General features: G+C 61.0%; 16 protein-coding genes. 10 read left to right on the top strand and 6 right to left on the bottom strand.

What is annotated here, in order from left to right; translation table 11 throughout:
- Positions 1-205 precede the first annotated feature (205 nt).
- Positions 206-1066, top strand: coding sequence for a sulfide/dihydroorotate dehydrogenase-like FAD/NAD-binding protein (locus ABH15_RS10630; RefSeq protein ID WP_241648090.1), 861 nt, complete (start codon positions 206-208; stop codon positions 1064-1066).
- Positions 1059-2402 carry an NADPH-dependent glutamate synthase gene (gltA, locus tag ABH15_RS10625; protein WP_128694379.1) on the top strand — a complete coding sequence of 448 codons (1344 nt, stop codon included), beginning with the start codon at positions 1059-1061 and terminating at the stop codon, positions 2400-2402. The genes ABH15_RS10630 and gltA overlap by 8 nt, the downstream gene beginning before the upstream one ends.
- Positions 2403-2449: 47 nt before the next feature.
- Here gltA and ABH15_RS10620 read toward each other — a convergent pair whose 3' ends face one another.
- The 4 genes from ABH15_RS10620 to ABH15_RS10605 form a co-directional block, all read right to left on the bottom strand.
- On the bottom strand, positions 2450-2854 hold the full coding sequence (locus ABH15_RS10620) for a PaaI family thioesterase (protein ID WP_128694378.1): 405 nt from the start codon (positions 2852-2854) through the stop codon (positions 2450-2452).
- 538 nt (positions 2855-3392) lie between these two features.
- On the bottom strand, positions 3393-4757 hold the full coding sequence (locus ABH15_RS10615) for a PFL family protein (protein ID WP_128694377.1): 1365 nt from the start codon (positions 4755-4757) through the stop codon (positions 3393-3395).
- A gap of 12 nt (positions 4758-4769) precedes the next feature.
- The gene (locus tag ABH15_RS10610; protein WP_128694376.1) at positions 4770-5042 is read right to left on the bottom strand and encodes an ACT domain-containing protein; all 273 of its coding nucleotides are present in this window, start codon (positions 5040-5042) and stop codon (positions 4770-4772) included.
- Between the two features lie 155 nt (positions 5043-5197).
- The gene (locus ABH15_RS10605; protein ID WP_277749832.1) at positions 5198-5602 is read right to left on the bottom strand and encodes a winged helix-turn-helix transcriptional regulator; all 405 of its coding nucleotides are present in this window, start codon (positions 5600-5602) and stop codon (positions 5198-5200) included.
- Positions 5603-5626: 24 nt separating this feature from the next.
- Here ABH15_RS10605 and ABH15_RS10600 point away from each other — a divergent pair, with 24 nt between their 5' ends.
- Positions 5627-6226 (top strand): flavodoxin family protein, encoded by a 600-nt coding sequence (locus ABH15_RS10600; protein WP_128694375.1) that lies wholly within the window; start codon positions 5627-5629, stop codon positions 6224-6226.
- Between the two features lie 467 nt (positions 6227-6693).
- On the opposite strand, the gene ABH15_RS10595 is transcribed toward ABH15_RS10600, so the two are convergent.
- Together ABH15_RS10595 and ABH15_RS10590 are read right to left on the bottom strand one after the other, a co-directional pair.
- Positions 6694-9009 carry an Orn/Lys/Arg family decarboxylase gene (locus ABH15_RS10595; RefSeq protein WP_128694374.1) on the bottom strand — a complete coding sequence of 772 codons (2316 nt, stop codon included), beginning with the start codon at positions 9007-9009 and terminating at the stop codon, positions 6694-6696.
- Between the two features lie 67 nt (positions 9010-9076).
- Positions 9077-9922, bottom strand: a complete 846-nt coding sequence (locus ABH15_RS10590; protein ID WP_128694373.1) for a GNAT family N-acetyltransferase — start codon at positions 9920-9922, stop codon at positions 9077-9079.
- A 209-nt stretch (positions 9923-10131) separates the two neighbouring features.
- Between ABH15_RS10590 and malQ (ABH15_RS10585) the strand changes: the two genes are divergently transcribed.
- The 7 genes from malQ (ABH15_RS10585) (at position 10132) to glgP (ending at position 22565) form a co-directional block, all read left to right on the top strand.
- The gene (gene malQ, locus ABH15_RS10585) at positions 10132-11631 is read left to right on the top strand and encodes a 4-alpha-glucanotransferase (protein ID WP_128694372.1); all 1500 of its coding nucleotides are present in this window, start codon (positions 10132-10134) and stop codon (positions 11629-11631) included.
- Positions 11632-11691: 60 nt separating this feature from the next.
- Positions 11692-13200: an alpha-amylase gene (locus ABH15_RS10580; RefSeq protein WP_128694371.1), complete on the top strand. Its 1509-nt coding sequence runs from the start codon at positions 11692-11694 to the stop codon at positions 13198-13200.
- Positions 13182-14348, top strand: a complete 1167-nt coding sequence (locus ABH15_RS10575; RefSeq protein ID WP_128694370.1) for a glycosyltransferase family 4 protein — start codon at positions 13182-13184, stop codon at positions 14346-14348. Before ABH15_RS10580 ends, ABH15_RS10575 begins: the two co-directional genes overlap by 19 nt.
- Positions 14345-16225, top strand: a complete 1881-nt coding sequence (gene glgB / locus ABH15_RS10570) for a 1,4-alpha-glucan branching protein GlgB (protein WP_128694369.1) — start codon at positions 14345-14347, stop codon at positions 16223-16225. Before ABH15_RS10575 ends, glgB begins: the two co-directional genes overlap by 4 nt.
- Positions 16226-16234: 9 nt before the next feature.
- Positions 16235-18652, top strand: a complete 2418-nt coding sequence (locus ABH15_RS10565) for a DUF3536 domain-containing protein (protein ID WP_128694368.1) — start codon at positions 16235-16237, stop codon at positions 18650-18652.
- Positions 18653-18713: 61 nt separating this feature from the next.
- The gene (gene malQ / locus ABH15_RS10560; RefSeq protein ID WP_128694367.1) at positions 18714-20210 is read left to right on the top strand and encodes a 4-alpha-glucanotransferase; all 1497 of its coding nucleotides are present in this window, start codon (positions 18714-18716) and stop codon (positions 20208-20210) included.
- Between the two features lie 105 nt (positions 20211-20315).
- Complete coding sequence (gene glgP / locus ABH15_RS10555; protein ID WP_128694366.1) at positions 20316-22565, top strand: alpha-glucan family phosphorylase; 2250 nt, start codon at positions 20316-20318, stop codon at positions 22563-22565.
- Positions 22566-22620 lie beyond the last annotated feature (55 nt).

Below are 22620 nucleotides of genomic sequence, written 5' to 3'. Positions count from 1 at the left end.
GCTTTTCCATACGAGGCAGTGAAGGTCGGATGGCGCCCCACAGGATCCTGATGCTACAGCGAATTTCCGGGCTCTGTTCCAGGTTCAGAGCGACAAAATGGCTCCGAGATGCTTGTTATGGATTCTATCCCGGGTATGCTTCGACAGATGCAGTAAAGAGGCAGAAGACACAATAAATACCCACGATTCCAAGGCACTAACAGGAGTGACACGGTTGTATACAGTGAATACGGCGAGTGAGATCGCTGAAAGGATCTATGAATTCTGGATACGCGCCCCACAGGTGGCGCGTAACGCACGGGCAGGACAGTTTTTGATCCTGCGGATCGACGAACAGGGAGAACGCATACCCCTCACCATCTCTGCCGTGAACGGCGACGCCGTACGGGTGGTCTTTATGGCAGTCGGGAAGACGACCCAGCACCTGGCAACCCTGAAAGCAGGCGATGCTCTTGCGGATGTCGTCGGGCCGCTTGGAAAACCGAGCGAGATTGAGAACTTCGGCACCGCTTGTGTCGTCGGCGGGGGTGCCGGGATCGCCTGCCTGCCGATCATCGCACGTGAGCTGAAAGAAGCAGGAAACCACGTTATCGGGATCATCGGGGCGAGGAACGCCGGGCTCCTCATCCTCGAAGACGAGATGCGGGAGATCTGCGACGAACTCTTCATCACCACCGACGACGGCAGCAAAGGGTTCCACGGATATGCCGCCGACGTCCTCAAACGGGAGCTCGACCACCGGACGATCGACCGTGTCTGGATCATCGGGCCTGCGATCATGATGAAGGTCACCTCTGCCGCAACCGTTCCCTACGGCGTCAAAACGTTCGTCAGCTTAAACCCCATCATGGTCGACGGCACCGGGATGTGCGGGTCGTGCCGGGTAACCGTCGGCGGCGAGACGAAGTTCGCCTGCGTCGACGGCCCCGAGTTCGACGCCCACCAGGTCGATTTCGTCGAGCTGATGCAGCGGCAGCGGATCTACACGGATCAGGAGAAGGCGGCGGTGGAGCGGTTCGCCGAGCACACCTGCCGGTGCGGTGAAGGAGGCCACCACCATGGCTGACCGGGCGGCCGACGTCCGGGTCCGCGACTTCAAGGAAGTCGATCTCGGCATGACCGTCGACGAGGCGATCGCCGAAGCCGAGCGCTGCCTGCAGTGCAAAAAGCCGCTCTGCGTCGCCGGGTGTCCCGTCTGCATCGATATCCCCGGTTTCATCGCCGAGGTCGCTGAAGGCAACTTCAGGAAGGCGGCGGCGATCGTGAAGGAGCAGAATATGCTCCCAGCCATCTGCGGCCGTGTATGCCCGCAGGAGACCCAGTGCGAGGGTGTCTGTATCCTCGGAAAGAAGGAGACGGCGATCCGGATCGGTGCCCTTGAGCGGTTCGTCGCCGACTGGGAGCAGCAGAACGGGCTTGTCTCCCCGGAAAAAGCCGAGCCGACCGGTAAGCGGGTCGCCGTCGTCGGGTCTGGACCTGCCGGGATCACCGCCGCGGCCGAGCTCGCCCGGGCCGGCCACGCAGTGACTATCTTCGAGTCACTCCACGAGGCCGGCGGCGTTCTCACCTACGGTATCCCCGCGTTCCGCCTGCCGAAAGAGATCGTGAAGACCGAGATCGACCAGGTGCTCGAGATGGGTGTCGGGCTGAAGAAGAACTATCTCGTCGGGAGGAGCCTCTCCGCTGCCGATCTCCTCAAGTACGATGCGGTCTTCCTCGCCACGGGTGCGGGGCTCCCCTCGTTCATGGGCATTCCCGGGGAGAACCTGCCCGGCGTCTACTCGGCGAACGAGTTCTTAACCCGCGTCAACCTGATGCACGCCGACCGGTTCCCCGTCTTCGACACGCCTGTGAAGCACGGTGCGCGGGTCGCGGTCGTCGGCGGCGGGAACGTCGCGATGGATGCCGCCCGGGTCGCCCGGAGGCTCGGTGCGAAGGTCACCCTCATCTACCGCCGCCGTGAGGAGGATATGCCCGCACGGCTCGCCGAGGTGCACCACGCAAAGGAAGAGGGTATCGAGTTCGCCACCTGCACGAACCCGACCCGGATCATCGGCGACCAGTTCGTCACCGGGATCGAGTGCGTGAAGATGACGATGTGCAAGCTCGACGCAAGCGGACGCCCCTCCCCGCAGGAGGAGAAAGGGAGCGAGTTTACCCTCGACGTCGATATGGTCATCATCGCCATCGGGACGAGCCCGAACCCGCTCCTCGTCTCGCTTATCCCTGGGCTCGAGCGGACCCGGAAGGGGAACGTCGTTGTCGACGAGAACGGGAAGACCTCGATCCCCCACGTCTACGCCGGCGGCGATATCGCCACCGGAGCAGCGACGGTGATCGAGGCGATGGGCACGGCGAAGAAGGCCGCCGCCGCTATCAACCGGATGCTCAGGGAAGAGTAACACCCCGCCTTTTCTTTTTCCATGCTCCGGCTATGCAGTCTGCCGGTTCACACGTTCCGGGGCGTCTTCCGGTAGACCATCCCCTGGAAGATGGCGATCCGCTCTCCGGCATCATTCGTTATCCTGACGGTGTACGAGGCAATCTTCGGGTTTTGGGCGAACTCTTCCGCCTCGGCGTAGAGCGTTCCCTCCCGTGCGGCCGCGAGGTACGAGATCTCTGCGTTGATCGCCGCCGCCGGAATGCCGTGGGAGTTCGAGGCGAGGGCGAAGGCCGCATCCGCGAGGGTGAAGAGCGCCCCGCCGTGCACCGTGCCGTGGCTGTTTCTGTGGTAGTCCCGAACCTCCATCTTCACCACCGCCCTGCCGGGTGCGACCTCCATGCATTCTATCCCGGTATGGTGTGCAAAGGCATCGGCCGCGAAGAACCGTGCCGAATCGTCTGGTGCGACCATATGCAGTAGTCTCTTTCGGGCGGCCGTAATAAGGCTGTCAGTCCGTGCCGGTGCGCCGATGACAGGGGAGCGGTTCACACGGAGCAGACGGATCCGGATGGCCACTTGCCGAGGGGAACGCATCCCCATCCCGTCCCGAACAAAGGGCAGATCGACGTTCTTTTTCGAATTTTGTGCCCTCATCGGAGGGTAGATCGGGGTGATCGGAATTAACCGGCGGATATCGCTCCGATTCCCGAGAACCGGCAGGATAGGAGGGATATATCGGCGATATGCGGCAGGGTAATTTTCGGGAGGATATCTCCCTTGGCTCGCCCCGAGATCGGCCGTCTGAGGGCTTCTGTGCGGGTCGAGATCCTGGCGGCTCTCCCGCGGATTGCGGGTATTTAAGCTTTGCTTGACCTTTATTGCGTTTCGCATCCCTGCCGGAGCTCCGTATCGGATATTCCTGCCGTGCATATATTCGGGTCGCCACCGGAATCAGGAGTAAAAAAGATCCTGCCCGGGTGCCGGAACGGTTGCGGCAGCGTCCCGGCAATCAGTTCTTAAAGCTATGAATCGGTGCGGGAATCCGCCCGCCGCGGTTTATGAAGTCAGCGCAGCCGAACCTGTTTACCGGCTGGATCGGTGCATGGCCCAGGAGGCCGCCGAACTCGACGGTGTCCCCGACATCTTTTCCTATCACCGGGATCAGCCGGACGGCTGTCGTCTTCTGGTTGATCATCCCGATTGCAGCTTCGTCCGCGATGATACCGGATATCGTCGAAGCGGGTGTGTCGCCCGGAATTGCGATCATATCGAGGCCGACCGAGCATACGCAGGTCATCGCCTCGAGCTTATCGAACGTCAGGGCACCGCGGTTCACTGCATCGATCATCCCCTGGTCCTCGCTGACCGGGATGAATGCACCCGAAAGCCCGCCGACAAAGGAACTCGCCATAACCCCTCCCTTCTTCACCTGGTCGTTGAGGAGGGCAAGTGCGGCCGTGGTTCCCGGTGCACCGACCGACTCGAGCCCCATCTCCTCGAGGATCTCGGCGACGCTGTCCCCGACGGAGGGCGTCGGGGCAAGAGAGAGATCGACGATCCCGAACGGAATGCCGAGCCTCTCCGATGCCTCCTGGGCGACAAGCTGCCCTGCACGGGTGACCTTGAAAGCCGTTCTCTTGACCGTCTCGCAGAGCACCTCGAAGTTCTCTCCACGCACCCTCTCGAGTGCGCGCTTTACGACACCCGGGCCGCTGACACCGAGGTTGATGGCCGCATCGGCCTCGGTAACCCCGTGGAACGCTCCGGCCATGAACGGGTTATCATCCGGAGCGTTGCAGAGGACGACCAGTTTCGCACACCCCATCGAGTTGTTCTCCCTCGTGGCTTCTGCCGTTTCTCTGACGATCTCGCCCATCAGTTTTACGGCATCCATGTTGATCCCGGTCTTCGTCGAGCCGATATTGACGGAGCTGCAGACCCCTTCGGTGCAGGATAAGGCCGCCGGAATGGAGTGAATCAGGTTTTCATCGGCAGGAGTCATGCCTTTCGAGACAAGAGCGGAGTAGCCGCCGATGAAGTTTACCCGGGTGTCCCTCGCGGCCTTATCGAGCGTCTTTGCAATCTCCACAAAATCCCCGGGGGTCGTGCAGGCCCCTCCCCCGACAAGAGCGATAGGAGTTACGGAGATTCTTTTGTTAACGATAGGGATGCCATATTCGAGCTCGATCTGACGGCCTGTCGAGACGAGATCCTTTGCCAGCCGGGTGATCTTGTCATAGATGTTGCGGTTCAGAGTGTCGAGGTCGGAGTCGCAACAGTCAAGAAGGCTGATGCCGAGCGTGATCGTCCTGACATCCAGCATCTCCTGCTCGATCATCTTGTTCGTCTCGTTTACCTCGAGGATATTGATCATGAAAAATCCCCCTCAGATGCGGTGCATTTTTGTAAAAATATCTTCACGCTGGCATCGGATCTTCACACCGATCTCATCGCCCAGGTTTTCGAGCTCGGTAACCATCTCACCGAACGGCTTTTCCGACCCGCTCGTATCGACGATCATCATCATATTGAAATAGCCCTGCACGATCGTCTGCGAAATATCCTCGACATTTACATTGTTATTCGCAAGATACGTGCAGACCCGTGCTATAATCCCCACAGTGTCCTTACCGACGACGGTGACAATGGTTTTATTCATGCTCTGGTTCATCCCTCACTATTGTTGGCGCTCATCCGGCATTAATACGGTTTTGCGCGGTGTCACATCCGTATAAAGTACGCCTGAAAGTTCCAGAACAGTACAATGATTTTTACCGTAATATCTTATTCCCCGGACGGAAGAGCCACTCATAATCACTCTTCCGGAATCTCTTTTTTATACCGGAAAAACCTCCGTCCCCATGCACTGATCGCATCAAGTACCGGGAATACCGACTCTCCGAACTCCGTGAGGCTGTACTCCACACGGGGCGGAATCTCCGGGAAAACAGTGCGGATTACTATACCGTCCGCCTCAAGTTCACGGAGATTCTTCGTTAGCGTAACCTGTGTAATGCCGGGGATCAGCTTCATCAGTTCACCAAACCGGACTGGTCCTTTACGCAGGAACCAGAGTATCTCCGGCTTCCATTTACCGCCAATTACTCGGATGTAAACATGGATTGGCAGGGCGTCTGATTCACTATTAATGGCCATTTCCCCATTAGTACATTTTTTAATCCTATAAAACTTTTTAAGTACTGCTCCATTTTTCGCCATGTACACCCAAGATTTCCTGCAACAATGGAGCAAAAAAATTCAGATACCGGTAATCAAAAGACGGTCACGCTTCTTATGGGCAGTCCGAGAAGGAACGGCAGCACCCACTTTCTCTTAAAAGAGGCAGAAAGGGCACTCCGTGATCAGGGGATTGCAACGCAGGTAATCTTTTTGGATGAATTGACGATTCATGACTGCAGGGGTTGTCATCAGTGCAAAACGGAGAACAACAGCCGCTGTATTGTACAGGATGATATGCAGCAGGTGTACCGGATGATGGAGTCATCCTGCGGCCTTGTAATTGCTGCACCTGTTTATTTCGGATATGTCCCGGCAATGACAAAGGCCTGGCTGGACAGGCTTGTGCCGTATATCGGAATGGATCTGTCACCTCGGTTTTCCGGGCACTACCCTGTATCCTTTATCTTTGTGCAGAACATGCCTGATCCGACTCTCTTTGAAACGGCACTCCGCTCATTTGCAGGCGGGGTGGCAATGACAGGAATGTCTGTCAGGGACATCATGATTGCCACGGACTGTGAGAAAGGGGTAAAGCCGCCGGTTTCAGAGCGGCCTGAATTAACGGAGAAAGCATACGCCATCGGGATGAACCTTCCGGGGTAACCTCCGAGACTATTCCCTGCAATACCTCTTCAAAAACCCGACAATCTGCTCCCGGACATCATGAGCATGGGGGGGAGATCCTGGCACGGGCTGCCGGCTGCGGCAGTACATTCGCCCGCAAGGTGCCGGATGGACTATTTCCTGTTCAGGGTCACCTGCCCGCACCACGGACAGGCCTCATCGCACTCATGCCGCGTCCGCTCACTCTCGGAAAGATCGAGGATGGAATAAAACCGGGTTGCACTGCCGGTACGGTACAGGTCACGCGCCCAGAAAATCACCAGCGCTGCGGTCGATTCAAGGTTGGAACGGTCCTCCAGATTTAATGGATCAAAGTGTACTTCCGGGTTCATGGAATCCGTTCATACAGGGATTCGTACCCCGGATTATCTCCTGATCGCTAAGGCGCTTTATCGGAACCTTACCCGGGGGAACGTCCGCACAGAGCCCCCCACCGCCCTGCCCGGTCAACGATCGCCGCCGTCCGTATCGATACAGGTGACGTAGTACGACCGCCGCCCCTCCTCCTCCCGGACGACAATCCCATGCATCTCGTTCTCAAAGCCGGGGTAGCGGTTGTCGAAATCCTCGCAGAAAGCGAGGTAGTCGACGATCGCCCGCGTCTCCGCCGAACAGCGCTCCCCGGGCATGATGACCGGGATTCCCGGCGGGTAGGGGACGACCATCATTGCAACGGGTTTTCCCGCAAGGCAGCGGACGGGAACCTCCGTTACCCTGCCCCGGACGAGGTGCCGGTAGGCCTCGGCAGGCGTCATCTCGGGCTGCGGGAGGTTTTCGTAGACCTTTCGGACGATTCCGGTTATCTCCCCGGCCTTCAGGTACTCGTGCATCTCCTGGCAGAGATCGCGAAGACCCTTCTCCGTATAGCGGGCAGGATAGTCGCGGACGAGGTCGGGGAAAACCTCGGTGAGGGGATGGTTGTCGTCGTAGAGCGCCTTGAACCGGAAGAGTTCCGCAAGGAGGCTCCCCGACTTGCCTTTGGTGATGCCGAGGGTGAAGAGCACCAGGAATGAGTAGTATCCGGTCTTTTCGACGACGATCCCGTGGTTCCGGAGGTACTTCGTCACGATTGTGGCGGGGATGCCCGACTCCTCCATACCTCCTCCCACGCGTACGCCGGGAGTGAGGATGGTGACCTTGATGGGGTCGAGCATAATGTAATCCTCTTCAAGTCCGCCGAAGGCGTGCCATTCGTCCCCCGGTCGGAGCGTCCAGCACCCTCCGGTGTTCCGAAGGAGCGTCTCCGCGGCCTCGGCGACCGGAACCGTCACCTCCTCGTCCATGATGCAGTCCGGCTGCCAGACGGTGAACCACCAGAGCCTCTCCACCGGCCGCCTGCTCGCGGCGATCTCCTCGCCGACCGTCACCATCTTCTTGCGGAAGACTATCGCCTCCTCAATCGCCTCCTCGATCAGGAACTTGCCGGAGTGGCCGGCCATCATCTTGGTCGCGACGTCGAGCGACGCGACGATCATATACTGCGGGGAGGTTGAGGTGAACATCATGAACGCCTCGTTGAACCGCCCGGGGTCGACCGGTTCTCTCCCCTGCCTGATATGCACCATCGAGCCCTGCGAGAAGGCGGCGAGGACCTTGTGGGTCGACTGCGTCGCAAAGACCGTCGGGCCACCCTCTTCCACCGGGTGCATGCCGTATCGCCCGGCATAGAGCGGGTGGAACTTTGCGTACGCAAACCATGCCTCGTCATAGTGGATGAATGGGACGGTATCCTTCAGGTTCTCGTGGATCGTTTCGACATTGTAGCAGAGACCGTCGTAGGTGGAGTTCGTGATCACGGCGAGCCGGATCGCGTGTTTCGAGGGGTCGCCCGTAAGGGGACAGGCGGCGATCTTCTTTCGGATCGTCTCCAGATGAAACTCGCTCTCGTGGATCGGGCCGATGATGCCGTACTCGTTCCGCGACGGGATGAGGTAGACCGGGATTGCGCCGGTCATGATGATCGCGTGCATAATCGATTTGTGGCAGTTCCGGTCGACGAGAACGATATCGCCCGCCGTCACCGTCCCGAGCCAGACGATCTTGTTCGCTCCGCTTGTTCCGTTCGTCACGAAGTAGGTGCGGTCGGAGGAAAAGACATCCGAAGCCCGTCGCTCAGCCTCGCCGACGACGCCGGTATGCTCGTGGATCGACCCGAGCTCCGCGACCGAGACCGAGAGATCGGCACGCAGCGTATTCTCGCCGAAGAAGTTGAAGAAGATCCGGCCGGCCGCGGTCTTGAGGAACGCAACCCCGCCCATATGCCCCGGCGTATGCCAGGAATATTTGTACTCGTCGACATACTCGACGAGCGCCTTGAAGAAGGGAGGGAGGACGTCGGAGAGGTAGGTGCGTGCCGCCCGTTTGATGTGGCCGGCGATGAAGTCGGGCGTATCCTCGAGCTTCCAGATATACCCCTCGATCGTCGAGATAACCTCGAGCGGGATCGCGCTGATGGCGAGCCGCTCGGTGTAGAGGAAGATCGGGATCTTCCGGTTCCGCTCACGGATGAGGGTGATGACGTCGGCCGCCGTCAGCATCCCGTCCCCCTGTTCGGGGGTTAAGTCCCAGTCGATGATGATGCAGCTGACGTGCGGGTGCGAAAGGAACGCATGGATGCCGTCCCGGGCGGTGAGCGCCTCGATGACGGTGAAATCCTCTTTTTTTAGTTCTCCGACGATCTCTCGCGAGGCTCTGCCTTCGGCGGTCTCGGAGTGCAGCTCGTCGTCGATGATGAGAATCGGAAACTCCTCGAAATACTCCATGGTCCCTCTCCGGAGAAGAGGAGGTAGCCGGAATGGCTACATAAGGGTTGCTATCGGGGCAGGGAGGTCACCCGAGCTCGAACGACGTGACGCCGAAGATCTCGTGCAGGGGAAGGTCGGGAACCGACCGCGTATACATCCGCGCCGTCTCGAAGACCTGCTCCATCCCGTGCCTCCGGGCGATATCGACCGCAGCCGTATTCGGCTCCGGCGTATCGAAGTAGACGCACTCCCCGGGCGCGAACGCCATCAGCCCGTGGAAGATCGTCTCCGCATCGGCGGGGGTATCCGCAAAGAGCGGGCCGATCTTATAGCCGTTGAAGCACGTCCTGATGACGCCGTAGCCGGCGAGCGTCCCGTCGTCCCGGACGACCGCCCGACCGATACTGTCCCCCTGGCTGAGCCACGCCCGGAGGAACGCCGGCCGTGGTGCAGGGAAATGCGCCGTGTCGTATGCGAGCACCTGCTCGAAGGGAAGATCGGCAACGTCGACGAGGCCGGGCGGTTCTCCGCCGCCGCCGATCCCCTCGAACCGGATGTTCCGGTACGCAAGCGTGAACCCCGACCGCTCTTTGTACTTCTCCTGCATCTCGACGACACCGTCCCCGCCGATATTCCGACCGGCCGCATGCGCCATCGCCGCATCAAAGAGCCGGCTTCCGTAGCCCCTGCCGCGGAAAGCCGGTTTGATGATATAAAATCCGCCGAAAGCGAAGGTATCGTTGTATACGACGGCGGACATGCATCCTATCGGCTCCCCGTCGAGCTCGGCGAGGAAGAAGCCCCGCGGATCGGCGGCGTGGAAACACTCCGCGTCGTGTATTCCGGGATTCCACCCTTCCTGCTCCGCCCAGGCAACTGCGATATCGACCTCCCGCGGCTCCATCCTCCGTACAACAAGCTCTTTACTCATGCAGCTCTCTCCTGATGAAGTATTCAGTCCAGCGGTATATCCGCTTTTTCAATTGCAGCACCGGCAGCCTGCAGGGTGAGGCCGTGCCGACTGGAATCTTTATTGCACTATGGGAGTATCCGGTGTGATACCATGCACTCTTCCAGGATCGCATTCACGGACTCCGGCCGTCCCCTCCGGGATTGCCGGGACGGCAGGGCTGGTGCAGCATGATCATCACCCGGGGGAGCGGCATTCTCATGCACATAACGTCGCTCCCGTCCCGGTTCGGTATCGGCGACCTTGGGCCTGCCGCCTATAGATTCTCGGATTTTCTTGCCGATACCGGTCAGCGCTACTGGCAGATCCTCCCGATAAACCCTACGAGCCCGGAATGCGCTCACTCTCCCTACTCGAGCCCGTCCTCGTTCGGGTTCAATACTCTGCTCATCAGCCCCGAGGAGCTGGTCTCAGTCGGGCTCCTCGACGTGGAAGATCTCGACCCCGTCCCGGTATTCCCGGCAAATTTCGTCGATTACGCGAAAGCGGCCGGGTTCCGCAACCGTCTCTTCGATACGGCGTTCGAGCGGTTCCGGGAGAGCGGCGGGGATTATCGTTTCGATGCTTTTCGCCGGGAGAACAGAGACTGGCTCGGCGACCATGCTCTCTTCGTCGCGCTCAAAGGGTATACCGGTGGAAAGTCCTGGAGCAACTGGCCGGCACCGCTCCGCGACCGAGAGCCCGAAGCGCTTGAACGGATGCGAGAGCAGCTCGAAGAGAGGATCGAGCGGGAAAGCTTCCTCCAGTGCATCTTCGCCGAGCAGTGGGCGTCTCTCCGCCGCTACTCTGCGGATCGGAAAGTCCATTTTATAGGCGACATCCCGATCTACGTCGCTTACGACAGCGTCGACGTCTGGAAGAACCCCGGAATCTTCAAACTCGATGACCGGAAGCGGCCGACGGTCGTCGCCGGTGTTCCGCCGGACTGTTTCAGCAGGACCGGCCAGCTCTGGGGCAACCCCGTCTACGACTGGGCAGCCCTCAAAGAACAGGACTATACGTGGTGGGTACGGCGTATCGCTCGTGCAGTTGACCTGTACGATCTCACCCGGATCGATCACTTCCGTGGATTTATCGACTACTGGGAGGTACCCGCGGAAGAGGAGACGGCAGAGAACGGCTACTGGGTCGATGGACCCGGAGCCGAGTTCTTCAACCGTCTGGCCGAGCACTTCCCCTGCCTCCCTATCATCGCCGAAGATCTCGGGGATAATACCCCTGCCATCCAGATGGTTCTCGACCGGTTCGGGTTCCCGGGGATGCGGGTTCTCCTCTACGCCTTCGCCGGCGATCCTGCGACGAGCCCGCACGCTCCCCACAACCATATCCGAAACTGCATCGTCTACACCGGGACGCACGACAACGAGACGGTGCGGGGCTGGTTTGATGAGTCGGCCGGGGATGAGGAGCGTCAGGTTCTCTTCCGGTATCTCGGAAGGCGTATCCCGGGCCGCGAAGTCCATCGCGAGTTCGTCAGGATGGCACTCTCCTCGGTCGCCCGGGTGGCGATCGTCCCGGTTCAGGATCTCTTCGGTATGGGAAACGCCGCCCGGATGAACCGCCCGGCAACGGTGGAGAAAAATTGGGTCTGGCGGTTGACCGCCGGGAAATGTGCAGAAGCACCTGCTGAGTGGCTGCGGGAGCTTGCGGAGGTGTACCGTCGGGTATGATCGCCTGATACGCTTATTTCGGGGAGATTGAGGCATAAACGATGGGCAGCGGAGCCTGTTATGGATTCTGTGCCCGTGTATGGCGGGGAGAACTTAAATATGGGGCTGTACAACACTATGCCTATGAGGAACGGCGGGGCGGGTGTGGCGCGAGTCTGTTTCGTATTTTCGATGCACCATCCGTATCCCGTAAACACGGATTTTCATCCCCGCTCCGGAGATCCTGAAGAATGCTCTTTCGACCGGGACGGGAGGGATCGGTTCCTGCAGCTGGTCGCCGGGGCATACCTGCCCGCATTCGAAATCCTGCAGACCTGGCGTGATCGGGGCGTCCCTTGCAGCATGAGCTGCTCGGGAACGACCGTCGAACAGCTCGAACGGTGGGCGCCGGAGGCATACGATCTCTTCCGCGACTGCATCGCGGCCGGCAGGACCGAACTCATCGCCGGAACCTACTATCAGAGTGTCGTCGGCCTCTTTTCCGATCAGGACGAGTTTCTCGAGCAGGTAGGCATGCACCTCGGACTGATGGAGACGCTCGGCGGCGAGAAGCCTCGCATCTTCGACTCCGCCGGGGTTCCGCTTAGCCCCGTGATGGCGGCGAGCCTCCGCACGACGGGTATGCGGGGGGCGTATATCGAGGGAAGGGGGGCGACGTCCGCCGGGATGGACCCGGGCTTTGTGTATCGCTACGCCGGCCTTCCGGTGCTGGTAAAACACTGCCCGCTCTCCGACGATATTACAGAGCGGCTCCACCATCCCGGCTGGGACAGGTACCCGCTCACCCCCGATACCTTCGCCGGGTGGATCGCATCGTCGCCCGGGGACTGTATCCATCTCTCCATCGATCTTGCCGCTTTCCGGACGAGAGGCGGACGCGAACATACTCTTCAGGAGTTCATGCGCTCGCTCCCTGAGGCACTCGCCGATCACGGCATCACCCCGACCACCCCGTCGGTGGTGGTGGACGCTCTCGCCGATACCCCCGGGTCTGCCGACGAGACCTGGGGCGACGCATCTTCGATCTGGGAGAAGAATATGTTTCAGCAGTCGGCGCTCGACGCCCTTGAGTGTGCAGGTCGGTGGCTTCCGGACAAACGAATCTGGCGGCGCCTCTCTGCGACCGACCACTTCCATGCAATGACGATGCATTCGGGGGGCTGCGGAAGAGCGTATCGGCAGGTCAGCCAGCAGGAGGCGTTCGACTCCTTTACCGCATTCATGCGCGCCCTCTCGCACCTTGAAGAGGCATCACTCCCGGCCGCCGCCTCGAAGGATGCCGCCCGGACTCTGCGGTCGATTCCGCCCGAGGCGGCCTTCCACTTCTCCTCGAAGGAGAGATCCGCCGGGTACTCCGCATACAGCCTTCAGGAACTTTCCGATATGCTCGAATTTGCACCGGAAGAGGCGATCGCGTACCACCGGGAGCGCGACGACTTTGCCCGGTGGATCTCCGATGTGATCGGCGATACGCGGCTTGGCGCAATCGCCCGGGACTGCACGAACCGCGACGAACTCCGCACGGCAATACAGAACAGGATACGGGAATCATGGGATCGCTTAAGATAGCCTTCTTCAGCTGGGAGTCGCTCTTCTCGGTCAAAGTCGGGGGTCTTGCGCCTGCGACGACGCACCTTGCGGAGGAACTCGCACGGAAGCACGAGGTTCACTTCTTCACCCGCGGTGAGGGGAAAGACCGCCAGATAAACAACGTTCACTACCACTACTGCCGGCCGACCGGCGATAATATTCTCGACTACTGCCGGAATATGAGCCTCGAGGCGACCGGAAAGTTCCTCGAACACGACCGGCCGCCGTTCGATATCCTCCATTTCCACGACTGGCATTTCACCGAAGCGCTGCACCTCCTGAAAGACCGGCAGACGGTGCTCTCCTACCACTCGACCGAGTATGGGCGAAACGGCAGCCAGTTCGGAGGATGGTGGGAGTTTGGCGAGGTCTCGGCGAAAGAGTGGTATGCCGGTTATATCGCAAAGACGATCACGACCGTCTCGAAGCATACCAAGACCGAGATCATGTGGCTCTACCACGTTCCCGAGTGGAAGGTCACGGTCATCCCGAACGGGATCTATCCCGATCACTACCGGATGAATGTGGACCCGGGAGCGGTGAAAAAGCAGTACGGCATCCACCCGCTGGCTCCGACCGTCCTCTTCGTCGGACGGCTCGTCTACCAGAAAGGACCCGACCTTCTGATCGAGGCGATACCGCACATTCTCGAAAAAAGGTGGGACGTTCAGTTCCTCATCGCCGGCACCGGGCAGATGCGCGAGCACCTCGAGGCGATGGCTGCCGGTCTTCCCGTGCAGTTCCTCGGCTACATCTCTGATACCGACCACCTGCGCCTCCTGAACGCAGCGGATGTCGTCGTCATCCCGAGCAGGAACGAGCCGTTCGGCCTCGTGCTGACCGAGGCGTGGAGTGCCGGTCGGTGTGTGGTGGCGACCGAGGTCGGCGGGCTTGCCGAGAATATCGAGAACTTCACGGACGGCGTCAAAGTGCCGGTCAGGCCGGATTCGATAGCGTGGGGAATCGAGCATGTCATCCAGGATCCGGCGACCGTCCGGGCGCTCGGTGCGGCCGGGAGGAAGAAGGTCGAGGCGGAGTTTGACTGGAACACCATCGCGGGCAGCATGGAAGATCTCTATCGCCGGCTGCTTGAAGGCGGAATCCGGAGCGATGCTGAAGCACCATGATCAGTGCTTACGACACCTATCTCTTCAGGCAGGGGTACCACTACCGGCTCTACACCCGGCTCGGCGCCCGGCCTGTCGATAGCGACGGGCGGAGGGGGACGGAGTTTGCGGTCTGGGCACCGAACGCCCGGGCCGTCTCGGTCGTCGGTGACTTCAACGGCTGGAACGACGGTGCCGATCCTCTTCTGCTCCGGGAGGACGGGTCCGGGATCTGGGAGGGTTTCGTCCCCGGCGTAGGAAAAGGAGCCCTCTATAAGTATGCGATAACCACCCCTGCCGGGTGCGTGCAGAAAGGTGACCCGTATGCATTCTTCTGGGAGACACCGCCCCGGACGGCCTCGGTCGTCTGGGATCTTGCATATACATGGCATGACGAGGACTGGATGCGCTCCCGCCACCATAGCAACGCGACCGGTGCGCCGCTCTCAATCTACGAGGTGCACCTCGGGTCGTGGCGGCGGCCGGAGGACGACCCGAACCGGTTCATGACGTACCGGGAACTTGCAGAGGAGCTCCCCGGCTACGTCCGGGAGATGGGGTTTACCCACGTTGAGCTTCTCCCGGTGATGGAGCACCCCTTCTACGCGTCGTGGGGGTACCAGACGGTGGGCTACTATGCGCCCACCGGCAGGTACGGCACGCCGCAGGACTTCATGTACCTGATCGATCGTCTCCACCGCGAGGGAATCGGGATCATCCTCGACTGGGTGCCCTCGCACTTCCCCGTCGACGAGTACGGGCTCGCCTCATTCGACGGTACGCACCTCTACGAGCATGCCCATGAAGTCAGGGGGCTTCACCCGGAGTGGACGAGCAACCTCTTCAACCACGGCAGGCACGAGGTTCGTGCATTCCTCATCAGTAACGCCCTCTTCTGGCTCGATAAGTACCACGTCGACGGGATCCGGGTGGATGCCGTCTCCTCGATGCTCTACCTCGACTACGCGAGGAAGCCCGGGGAGTGGACGCCGAACGTCTACGGCGGGAGGGAGAACCTCGAGGCAATAGACTTCCTCCGGCGGCTTAACGAGGCAATACGGACGGATTACCCCGATACGCTCGTCATCGCCGAAGAGGCGACCTCCTGGCCGCATGTCACCGGCCCGGTTCCGGCAGGAGGGCTCGGGTTCGACCTGAAGTGGAATATGGGGTGGATGCACGACACCCTCCGCTACCTCGGCCTCGACCCGATATTCCGGCAGTATCACCATAATCTGCTGACGTTCAGTATCTGGTATGCCTTCACCGAGCGCTACGTCCTCCCGCTCTCGCACGACGAGGTCGTCCACGGAAAGTCCTCCCTGATCGGCAAGATGCACGGTGATCCCTGGCAGCGGTTTGCGAACCTCCGCCTCCTCTTCGGCTATATGTACACCCACCCTGGCAAGAAACTCCTCTTCATGGGCAGCGAGCTCGGGCAGTGGGAGGAGTGGAGCCATGATACGGGTCTTGCGTGGTACCTTCTCGCATACCCCCTCCATGCCGGTCTTCGGAAGTATCTGCAGGATCTGAACCGTTTCTACCGGACAGAACCCGCACTGTATGAACGGGACTCCGACCCGGAGGGATTCTCCTGGGTCGACTGCAGCGACGTGAAGAAGAGCGTCATCAGTTACCTGCGAACCGGCGGCCCGGCGGCCGGCACCGTCCTCGTCGTCTGCAACGCCACCCCCGTGCCCCGGTACGGCTACCGGATCGGTGTCCCGGAAGGAGGGTTCTGGCGGGAGGTGCTGAACAGCGACGCCGATGTATACGGAGGAAGCGGGGTCGGGAATCTCGGCGGTGTTGCGGCCGATCCGGGTCCCCTTCACGGTCAGCCCCACTCCCTCGCGCTGACCCTGCCGCCGCTCGCAACACTCATATTCAAGCATGAGTGAGAGGGGTGCATGAGCCGGTATATCTGCATCCACGGTCACTTCTACCAGCCTCCCCGGGAGAACCCGTGGCTCGGGACGGTGGAGGTGCAGGAGTCTGCGTACCCCTATCACGACTGGAACGAGCGCATCGCTGCCGAGTGCTATGCTCCGAACGCCGACGCCCGTATCCTCGATCATGACGGGCTTATCACGGAGATCGTGAGCACCTACGGGCGGATCAGTTTCAGCACCGGCCCGACGCTGCTCTCCTGGATGGAGCGCCGTCGCCCCGATATCTACGAGAGTATTCTCGCCGCCGACCGGGATGGGCAGGAACGATTCGGCGGACACGGCCCGGCGATCGCCCAGGGTTATAATCACCTGATCCTCCCTCTCGCCGGCACCAGGGACAAAAGGACGCAGGTGGTCTGGGGAGTCCGGGACTTTGCATCCCGGTTCGGCCGGAGACCGGAAGGGATGTGGCTCCCCGAGACCGCGGTCGATCTCGAGACGCTCGATATCATGGCCGGCGAGGGGATCCGTTTCACCATCCTCGCCCCCCACCAGGCATACCGGGTCCGGTCCCGGGATGGCGGCGAGTGGGAGGAGGTCGACGGCGGCAGTCTCGACACCACCGTGCCCTACCACTGCTCCCTCCCCTCGGGCCGGTCGATCGCGCTTTTCTTCTACGACGGTGCCATCTCGCACGAGATCGCATTCGGCGATCTCCTCACGGACGGTCAGCGGTTCGCCGAACGGCTGGTGAACGCCGTATCCCCCGACCTGCCGGGCCCCCGCCTCGCTCACGTCGCCACGGACGGGGAGACCTACGGCCACCACCGGCGGTTTACGGAGATGGCGCTCGCCTACTGCCTCCGGACGATCGAACGGGTGGGGCGGGCCAACCTCACTGTCTACGGTGAGTACCTGGAGCGTTTCCCGCCCACTCGTGAGGTAGAGATCCGCGAGAATACCTCCTGGAGCTGCATCCACGGGATCGAGCGGTGGCGGAGCGGGTGTTCCTGCGGCACCGGGAAATACCCGGACGGGACACATGAGTGGCGGGTCGGCCTCTATGAGGCCACCGTTCGACTCCGCGAAAGGCTCGGTGAGATCTACCTGCGTCGGATAGCTTCGCTGGTGCGATACCCCTGGGAGATGCGGGACGATTATATCAGCCTTATCAGGGATCGGTCGGATGCGAATACCGAGCAGTTTCTCGCCCGTCATGGAGCGGCAAGCCTTCCGCCGGAAGAGACGGCAGTGCTGCTCCAGCTCCTCGAGATGGAGCGGCAGGCGATGCTGATGGCCACCAGTTGCGGCTGGTTCTTCGACGACATCTCCGAACTCGGTTCGGTGCAGGTGATGCGGCATGCGGCGCGGGCGATGCACCTTGCCCGGGAGATTGCGGGCGTTGATCTCGAGGAGGAGTATGTGGAACCGCTTCGAAACGCCCCAAGCAACTCGGAAACGTTCACGAACGGCGCCGAGGTCTATGCTGCCTGTGTCCGGCCGTACCGAATGGATCTATCAAGGGTCGCCGTTCATTTCGCCGCACTCACGCTCTCCGGCGATCCTGACCTGCCTGATATGCCGGCCGAGTATACCGGCACGTTTACGGCCGGGGAGGAATGTCGGGCCGGTGATCGGCGGTTTACGGCAGGGACGTTCTCTCTCCGTTCCGCCGTGACCCTTGATACCATCATGCTCGACTGCGCCGCTCTCTCCACCGGTTCCGGCCGGTTTGTCCTCGGCGCACGGCCGCATACGGACGATGAGGCGGCAGCCCGCCTCTTCCGGAAGGCGGCGGAGGCTCTCCGGGAGAGCGGAGATGATCAGGTGCACACAACCTTTGCCGCTCTCTTCGGCGATGCACTCTATCCGCTCCTGAGCCTCACTCGTGACGAACAGACGACCATACTGCATCGCACTCTCGCCTCCCGGCACCGGGCGGCGGAACGTGCCGCGAGGGGGACTGCCCGGCAGCACGGCACGCTGCTCCCGCGCATCGGCGAACTCGGACAGCGGCCGCCTTCCGACTACGCCGGATTCATCCTGGAGGCAGATCTCTCCACGCTGCTCACCAGACCGGAGCTCGACCAAGAGGCCCTTGATGCGGTGCTCTCGGCGATGGAGGCGTGGGGGGTGCGGCCGGAGAGTCCGGCGACGAACCGGGCGGCGGCGGATCGGCTGGACGTCTGCCTGACGAACCTCGCGCGGAGACCCGGCGATCTTCCGCCGCTTCGGAGCATCGTGGAGCATATCGAAGCAGTTGAGCGCATCCCGGTCAGGCCAGACCTCCGTGAGAGCCAGAAGATCTTCTTCTCGATATACCGGCAGCAGTATGCAGAGATGCAGCAGCGGATGGGCGCGGGAAACCCCGCTGCCGCGGAATGGCTTAATACCTTTCAGCGCCTCGGGGTATACCTGAAGGTGAAGATCCGATGACCGACCATGGAGAGTCTGCAGACAGAGCCGCATCCGTGCCCCATCTACCGGCGGTGGAAGTATGACCATCCGGAAGAGCGGCGTCCTCCTCCCGATATCGTCCCTTCCGTCCCCCTATGGCATCGGCGACCTCGGACCTCGCGCATACCGGTTTGCGGATTTTCTCGCCCGTGCCGGGCAGACGATCTGGCAGATCCTCCCCATAAATCCTATCAGCGCGATCGGCGGCAACTCCCCCTACCAGAGCCTCTCTGCGTTTGCGTTCAATACCCTGCTGATCAGCCCGGAACAGCTCGTCGCGGTCGGGCTCCTCGATCAGGCCGATATTGAACCTTGGCCGGCGTTTCCCGAAGACCGGGTGGACTACCGCGGCACGGCCGGATACAAGTCCGGACTCTTTGACCGTGCCTATGCCCGGTTCCGGGAGAACGGGACGGATGCTCACTTCGGGGCGTTCTGCGATGCGAACCGTTACTGGCTCGACGACTATGCCCTCTTCGTTGCGCTCAAAGAGCAGAACGGCGGGCGCCCCTGGAACGAGTGGGCGCCGGGACTGCGCGACCGCGACCCGGAGGCGCTCGAACGGAACGTTTCCGGGCTTGGATACCGTATTGAGCGGGAGCGGTTCCTGCAGTACGTTGCCTTTCGCCAGTGGTCGTGGTTGAAGCGGTACTGCCGGCAGCGGGGCATCCAGATCATCGGGGATATCCCCATCTACGTCACCTACGATAGTGCCGATGTCTGGGCGAACCCGGAACTCTTCAAGCTGGGAGACGACCTGTTGCCGTCCGTCGTCGCCGGCGTTCCCGGAGACTATTTCAACCCTGACGGCCAGCTCTGGGGCAACCCCGTCTACGACTGGGATGCGCTCCGGGCGCAGGGGTATCGCTGGTGGATACAGAGGGTCGAGCATACCCTCTCCCTCGTCGACCAGGTCAGGATCGATCACTTCCGCGGTTTTGTCGGTTACTGGGAAGTACCGGCATCAGAAAAAACAGCAAAGAACGGTTACTGGGTCGGAGGACCCGGCGCGGACTTCTTCACCCATCTTCTCCGTTCACTCCCCTGCCTCCCTTTCATCGCCGAGGATCTCGGGTTCATCACCGCCGAGGTGCGGGAACTGATGCAGCGGTTCTCCCTTCCCGGGATGCGTCTTCTTATCTTTGGATTCCTCGGCGACCCTGCGGGGAGTCCGTTCAGTCCGCACCATTATCCGCCCTGTTCCGTCGCCTACACGGGTACGCACGACACCAATACCGTGCGGGGATGGTTTGAGGAGGAGGCAACAGAGGAGCAGCGGCGAGCGTTCTTCAGTTACAGTGGGAGGGAGGTTTCGATTGACGCTGTCCACTGGGAGTATATACGGCTTATCATGATGTCGGTCGCGGAGACCGCGGTCATCCCGATGCAGGATCTCCTAGGACTCGGCGCAGAAGCACGGATGAACCGGCCGGGTATAGCGGAAGGGAACTGGGAGTGGCGGGTGAAGGCGGATCAGGTATCGGACGATCTTGCTCACCGCCTCTCCGCCATGGCGGCCATCTACGGAAGAGCGTGAAAATTGCTGCATTTTCCCTGATCTGTGATCTACACTAAAATACTGTAAGGTGTATAATTATATTTATAGGCGTACCGAAGTGCGTGCAACCAGGGGAGAGCAGACATGGAGAACGCAAAGAGAGAGCAGTTTTCACACGTTCCGGAGCGTATCGGAGGTCTTGTCGATCTTGCATACAATCTCTGGTGGAGCTGGAATCCGGAGGCACGGTTCCTCTTCAAACAACTGAATCAGCAGGCCTGGAAGGCGAGCGCCCACAACCCGGTCAGGATGCTCCGGGAGATCCCGCAGGAGTTCCTCGACAGAGCCGCCGCACATCCCGAGTATCTCCACCGCTACGATATCATCATGCACCGGTTCCACCGGTATATGGATGCGACCGGCGGGTGGTTCTCTGAGAAGTTCGGCGAGAGCGACGCTCCGACGATCGCGTACTTCTCCGCCGAGTACGGCCTCCACCACTCGCTCCCGTTCTATGCGGGAGGGCTTGGATTCCTGGCCGGTGATCACCTCAAGGAGTGCAGCGACCTCGGTGTCCCCATGGTCGCCGTCGGGTTCATGTACTCGAAAGGCTACCTCCACCAGCATATCCGTCCCGACGGCTGGCAGGACGGCATCAATGAGCCGCTCGACCGTGAGGCCGCTCCCATAACCCGGGTGCTCGACGAGAGCGGCGAGCAGATCATCGTCCAGGTGCCGCATATCGAACCGCCGATCTATGTCGCGGTCTGGAAGGTGCAGGTCGGGAGGGTCCCCGTCTACCTCCTCGATACCGACATCCCGATCAACGACCCCGGTGCAAGGACGATCTCTTCGCAGCTCTATATCGGCGATAGGGAACAGCGTCTCCGGCAGGAGATCGTCCTCGGGATAGGCGGTCGGAAAGTGCTGCACGCGCTCGGTATCGAGTACTCGGCGGTGCACCTCAACGAAGGCCACCCGGCGTTTGCGCTGCTCGAGCGGATCCGAGAGCGGGTCGAGATAGGCATGTCCTTCGAACAGGCCCTGGAATACGTGCGGGGCACCTCGGTCTTCACGACGCATACCCCGGTTCCGGCAGGTCACGATATCTTCCCCTTCGACCTGATCGACCGCTACTTCGGGAGCTACTACCCGTCCCTCGGGATCGACAGGAATACCTTCTTCCAGCTCGGTCTCCACCCGGAGAATCCCGGGCATGGTTTCAATATGACGGCGCTTGCTCTTCGGACATCGGCGCACCATAACGGGGTCTCCCGGATGAACGGCGTGGTTGCACGGGACATGTGGAAGTGCCTCTGGCCGGGAGCGCCCGAGGGGTGCGTTCCGATCGATCACGTGACAAACGGCGTCCATGTCCCCACCTGGATGAATCCCCGCGTGCGGGAGCTCTACGACCGGCATATCGGCCCGGTCTGCCCGGACTGGATGGAGGTGCACGACGACCCGGCGATCTGGAAGCTCGCCGACGAGATCCCGGACGAAGAGATCTGGCACCTGCACCAGTGGCTGAAGGCAAAGCTCTTCAACCGGATGCGGGAGCGAAAACGGGTGAAGTGGAACGAAGGGCGGGACGAGCCGATCAACCTCGTGGCCGAGGGGGCGTTCTTAAACCCCTCCATCCTCACCATCGGGTTTGCCCGGCGGTTCTCGACCTACAAGCGCGCGAACCTGATCTTCGAGGATCTCGAGCGGTTAAAGCGGATCCTGACCGATCCGTGGAGGCCGGTGCAGATAATCTTCGCCGGGAAAGCCCACCCTTCGGACAACGACGGCAAACGCATCCTCCAGGAGATCTACCAGTACGCTCAGAGACCCGAGTTCGGCGGCAGAATCGCCTTTGTCGAGGATTACGGCGAGCAGATGGCGCAGTACCTGGTGCACGGCGTCGATGTCTGGCTCAACAATCCGCTGCCGCCGATGGAAGCGAGCGGGACGAGCGGGATGAAAGCATCCTTAAACGGCGTTCTGAACCTCTCCATCCTCGACGGCTGGTGGGTGGAGGGTTACAACGGCAGGAACGGCTGGGCCTTCGGCGGGGAAGCGGTCTCGTGCAACCGCGACGAGGTCGACGCCGGCGCCATTTATCGTATCCTCGAAGAAGAGGTCATCCCGCGGTATTACTCCCGCTCGATCGACGGCATCCCCCACGACTGGGTGAAGATGATGAAGGAGTCGATCACGAGCAACAGTCCGCAGTTCTCCGCACGGCGGATGGTCAAGGAGTACGTCTGGAAGTACTACCCCTCCCTCCAGAAGGCTGCCGAAGCCGATTACCGTGCGGTCTCTGCAGTCCTTGAGAAGAAGGCGGCATGGGACCTCGAGCGCAGGAGTAGCACGGAGAACGCGATCGAGTTTCCGGGCGAGACCGACTGAAGGCGGCAGCGGCGGATCGCTCCTGGTGGAGGCAGATCCGCCGCTCTTTTTTCGT

The organism is Methanoculleus taiwanensis (genome assembly GCF_004102725.1).
GTDB classification, from domain to species: Archaea; Halobacteriota; Methanomicrobia; order Methanomicrobiales; family Methanoculleaceae; genus Methanoculleus_A; species Methanoculleus_A taiwanensis.
Note: the sequence above shows the minus strand (reverse complement) of the source record. Positions and strands in the feature narration are given on the sequence as shown.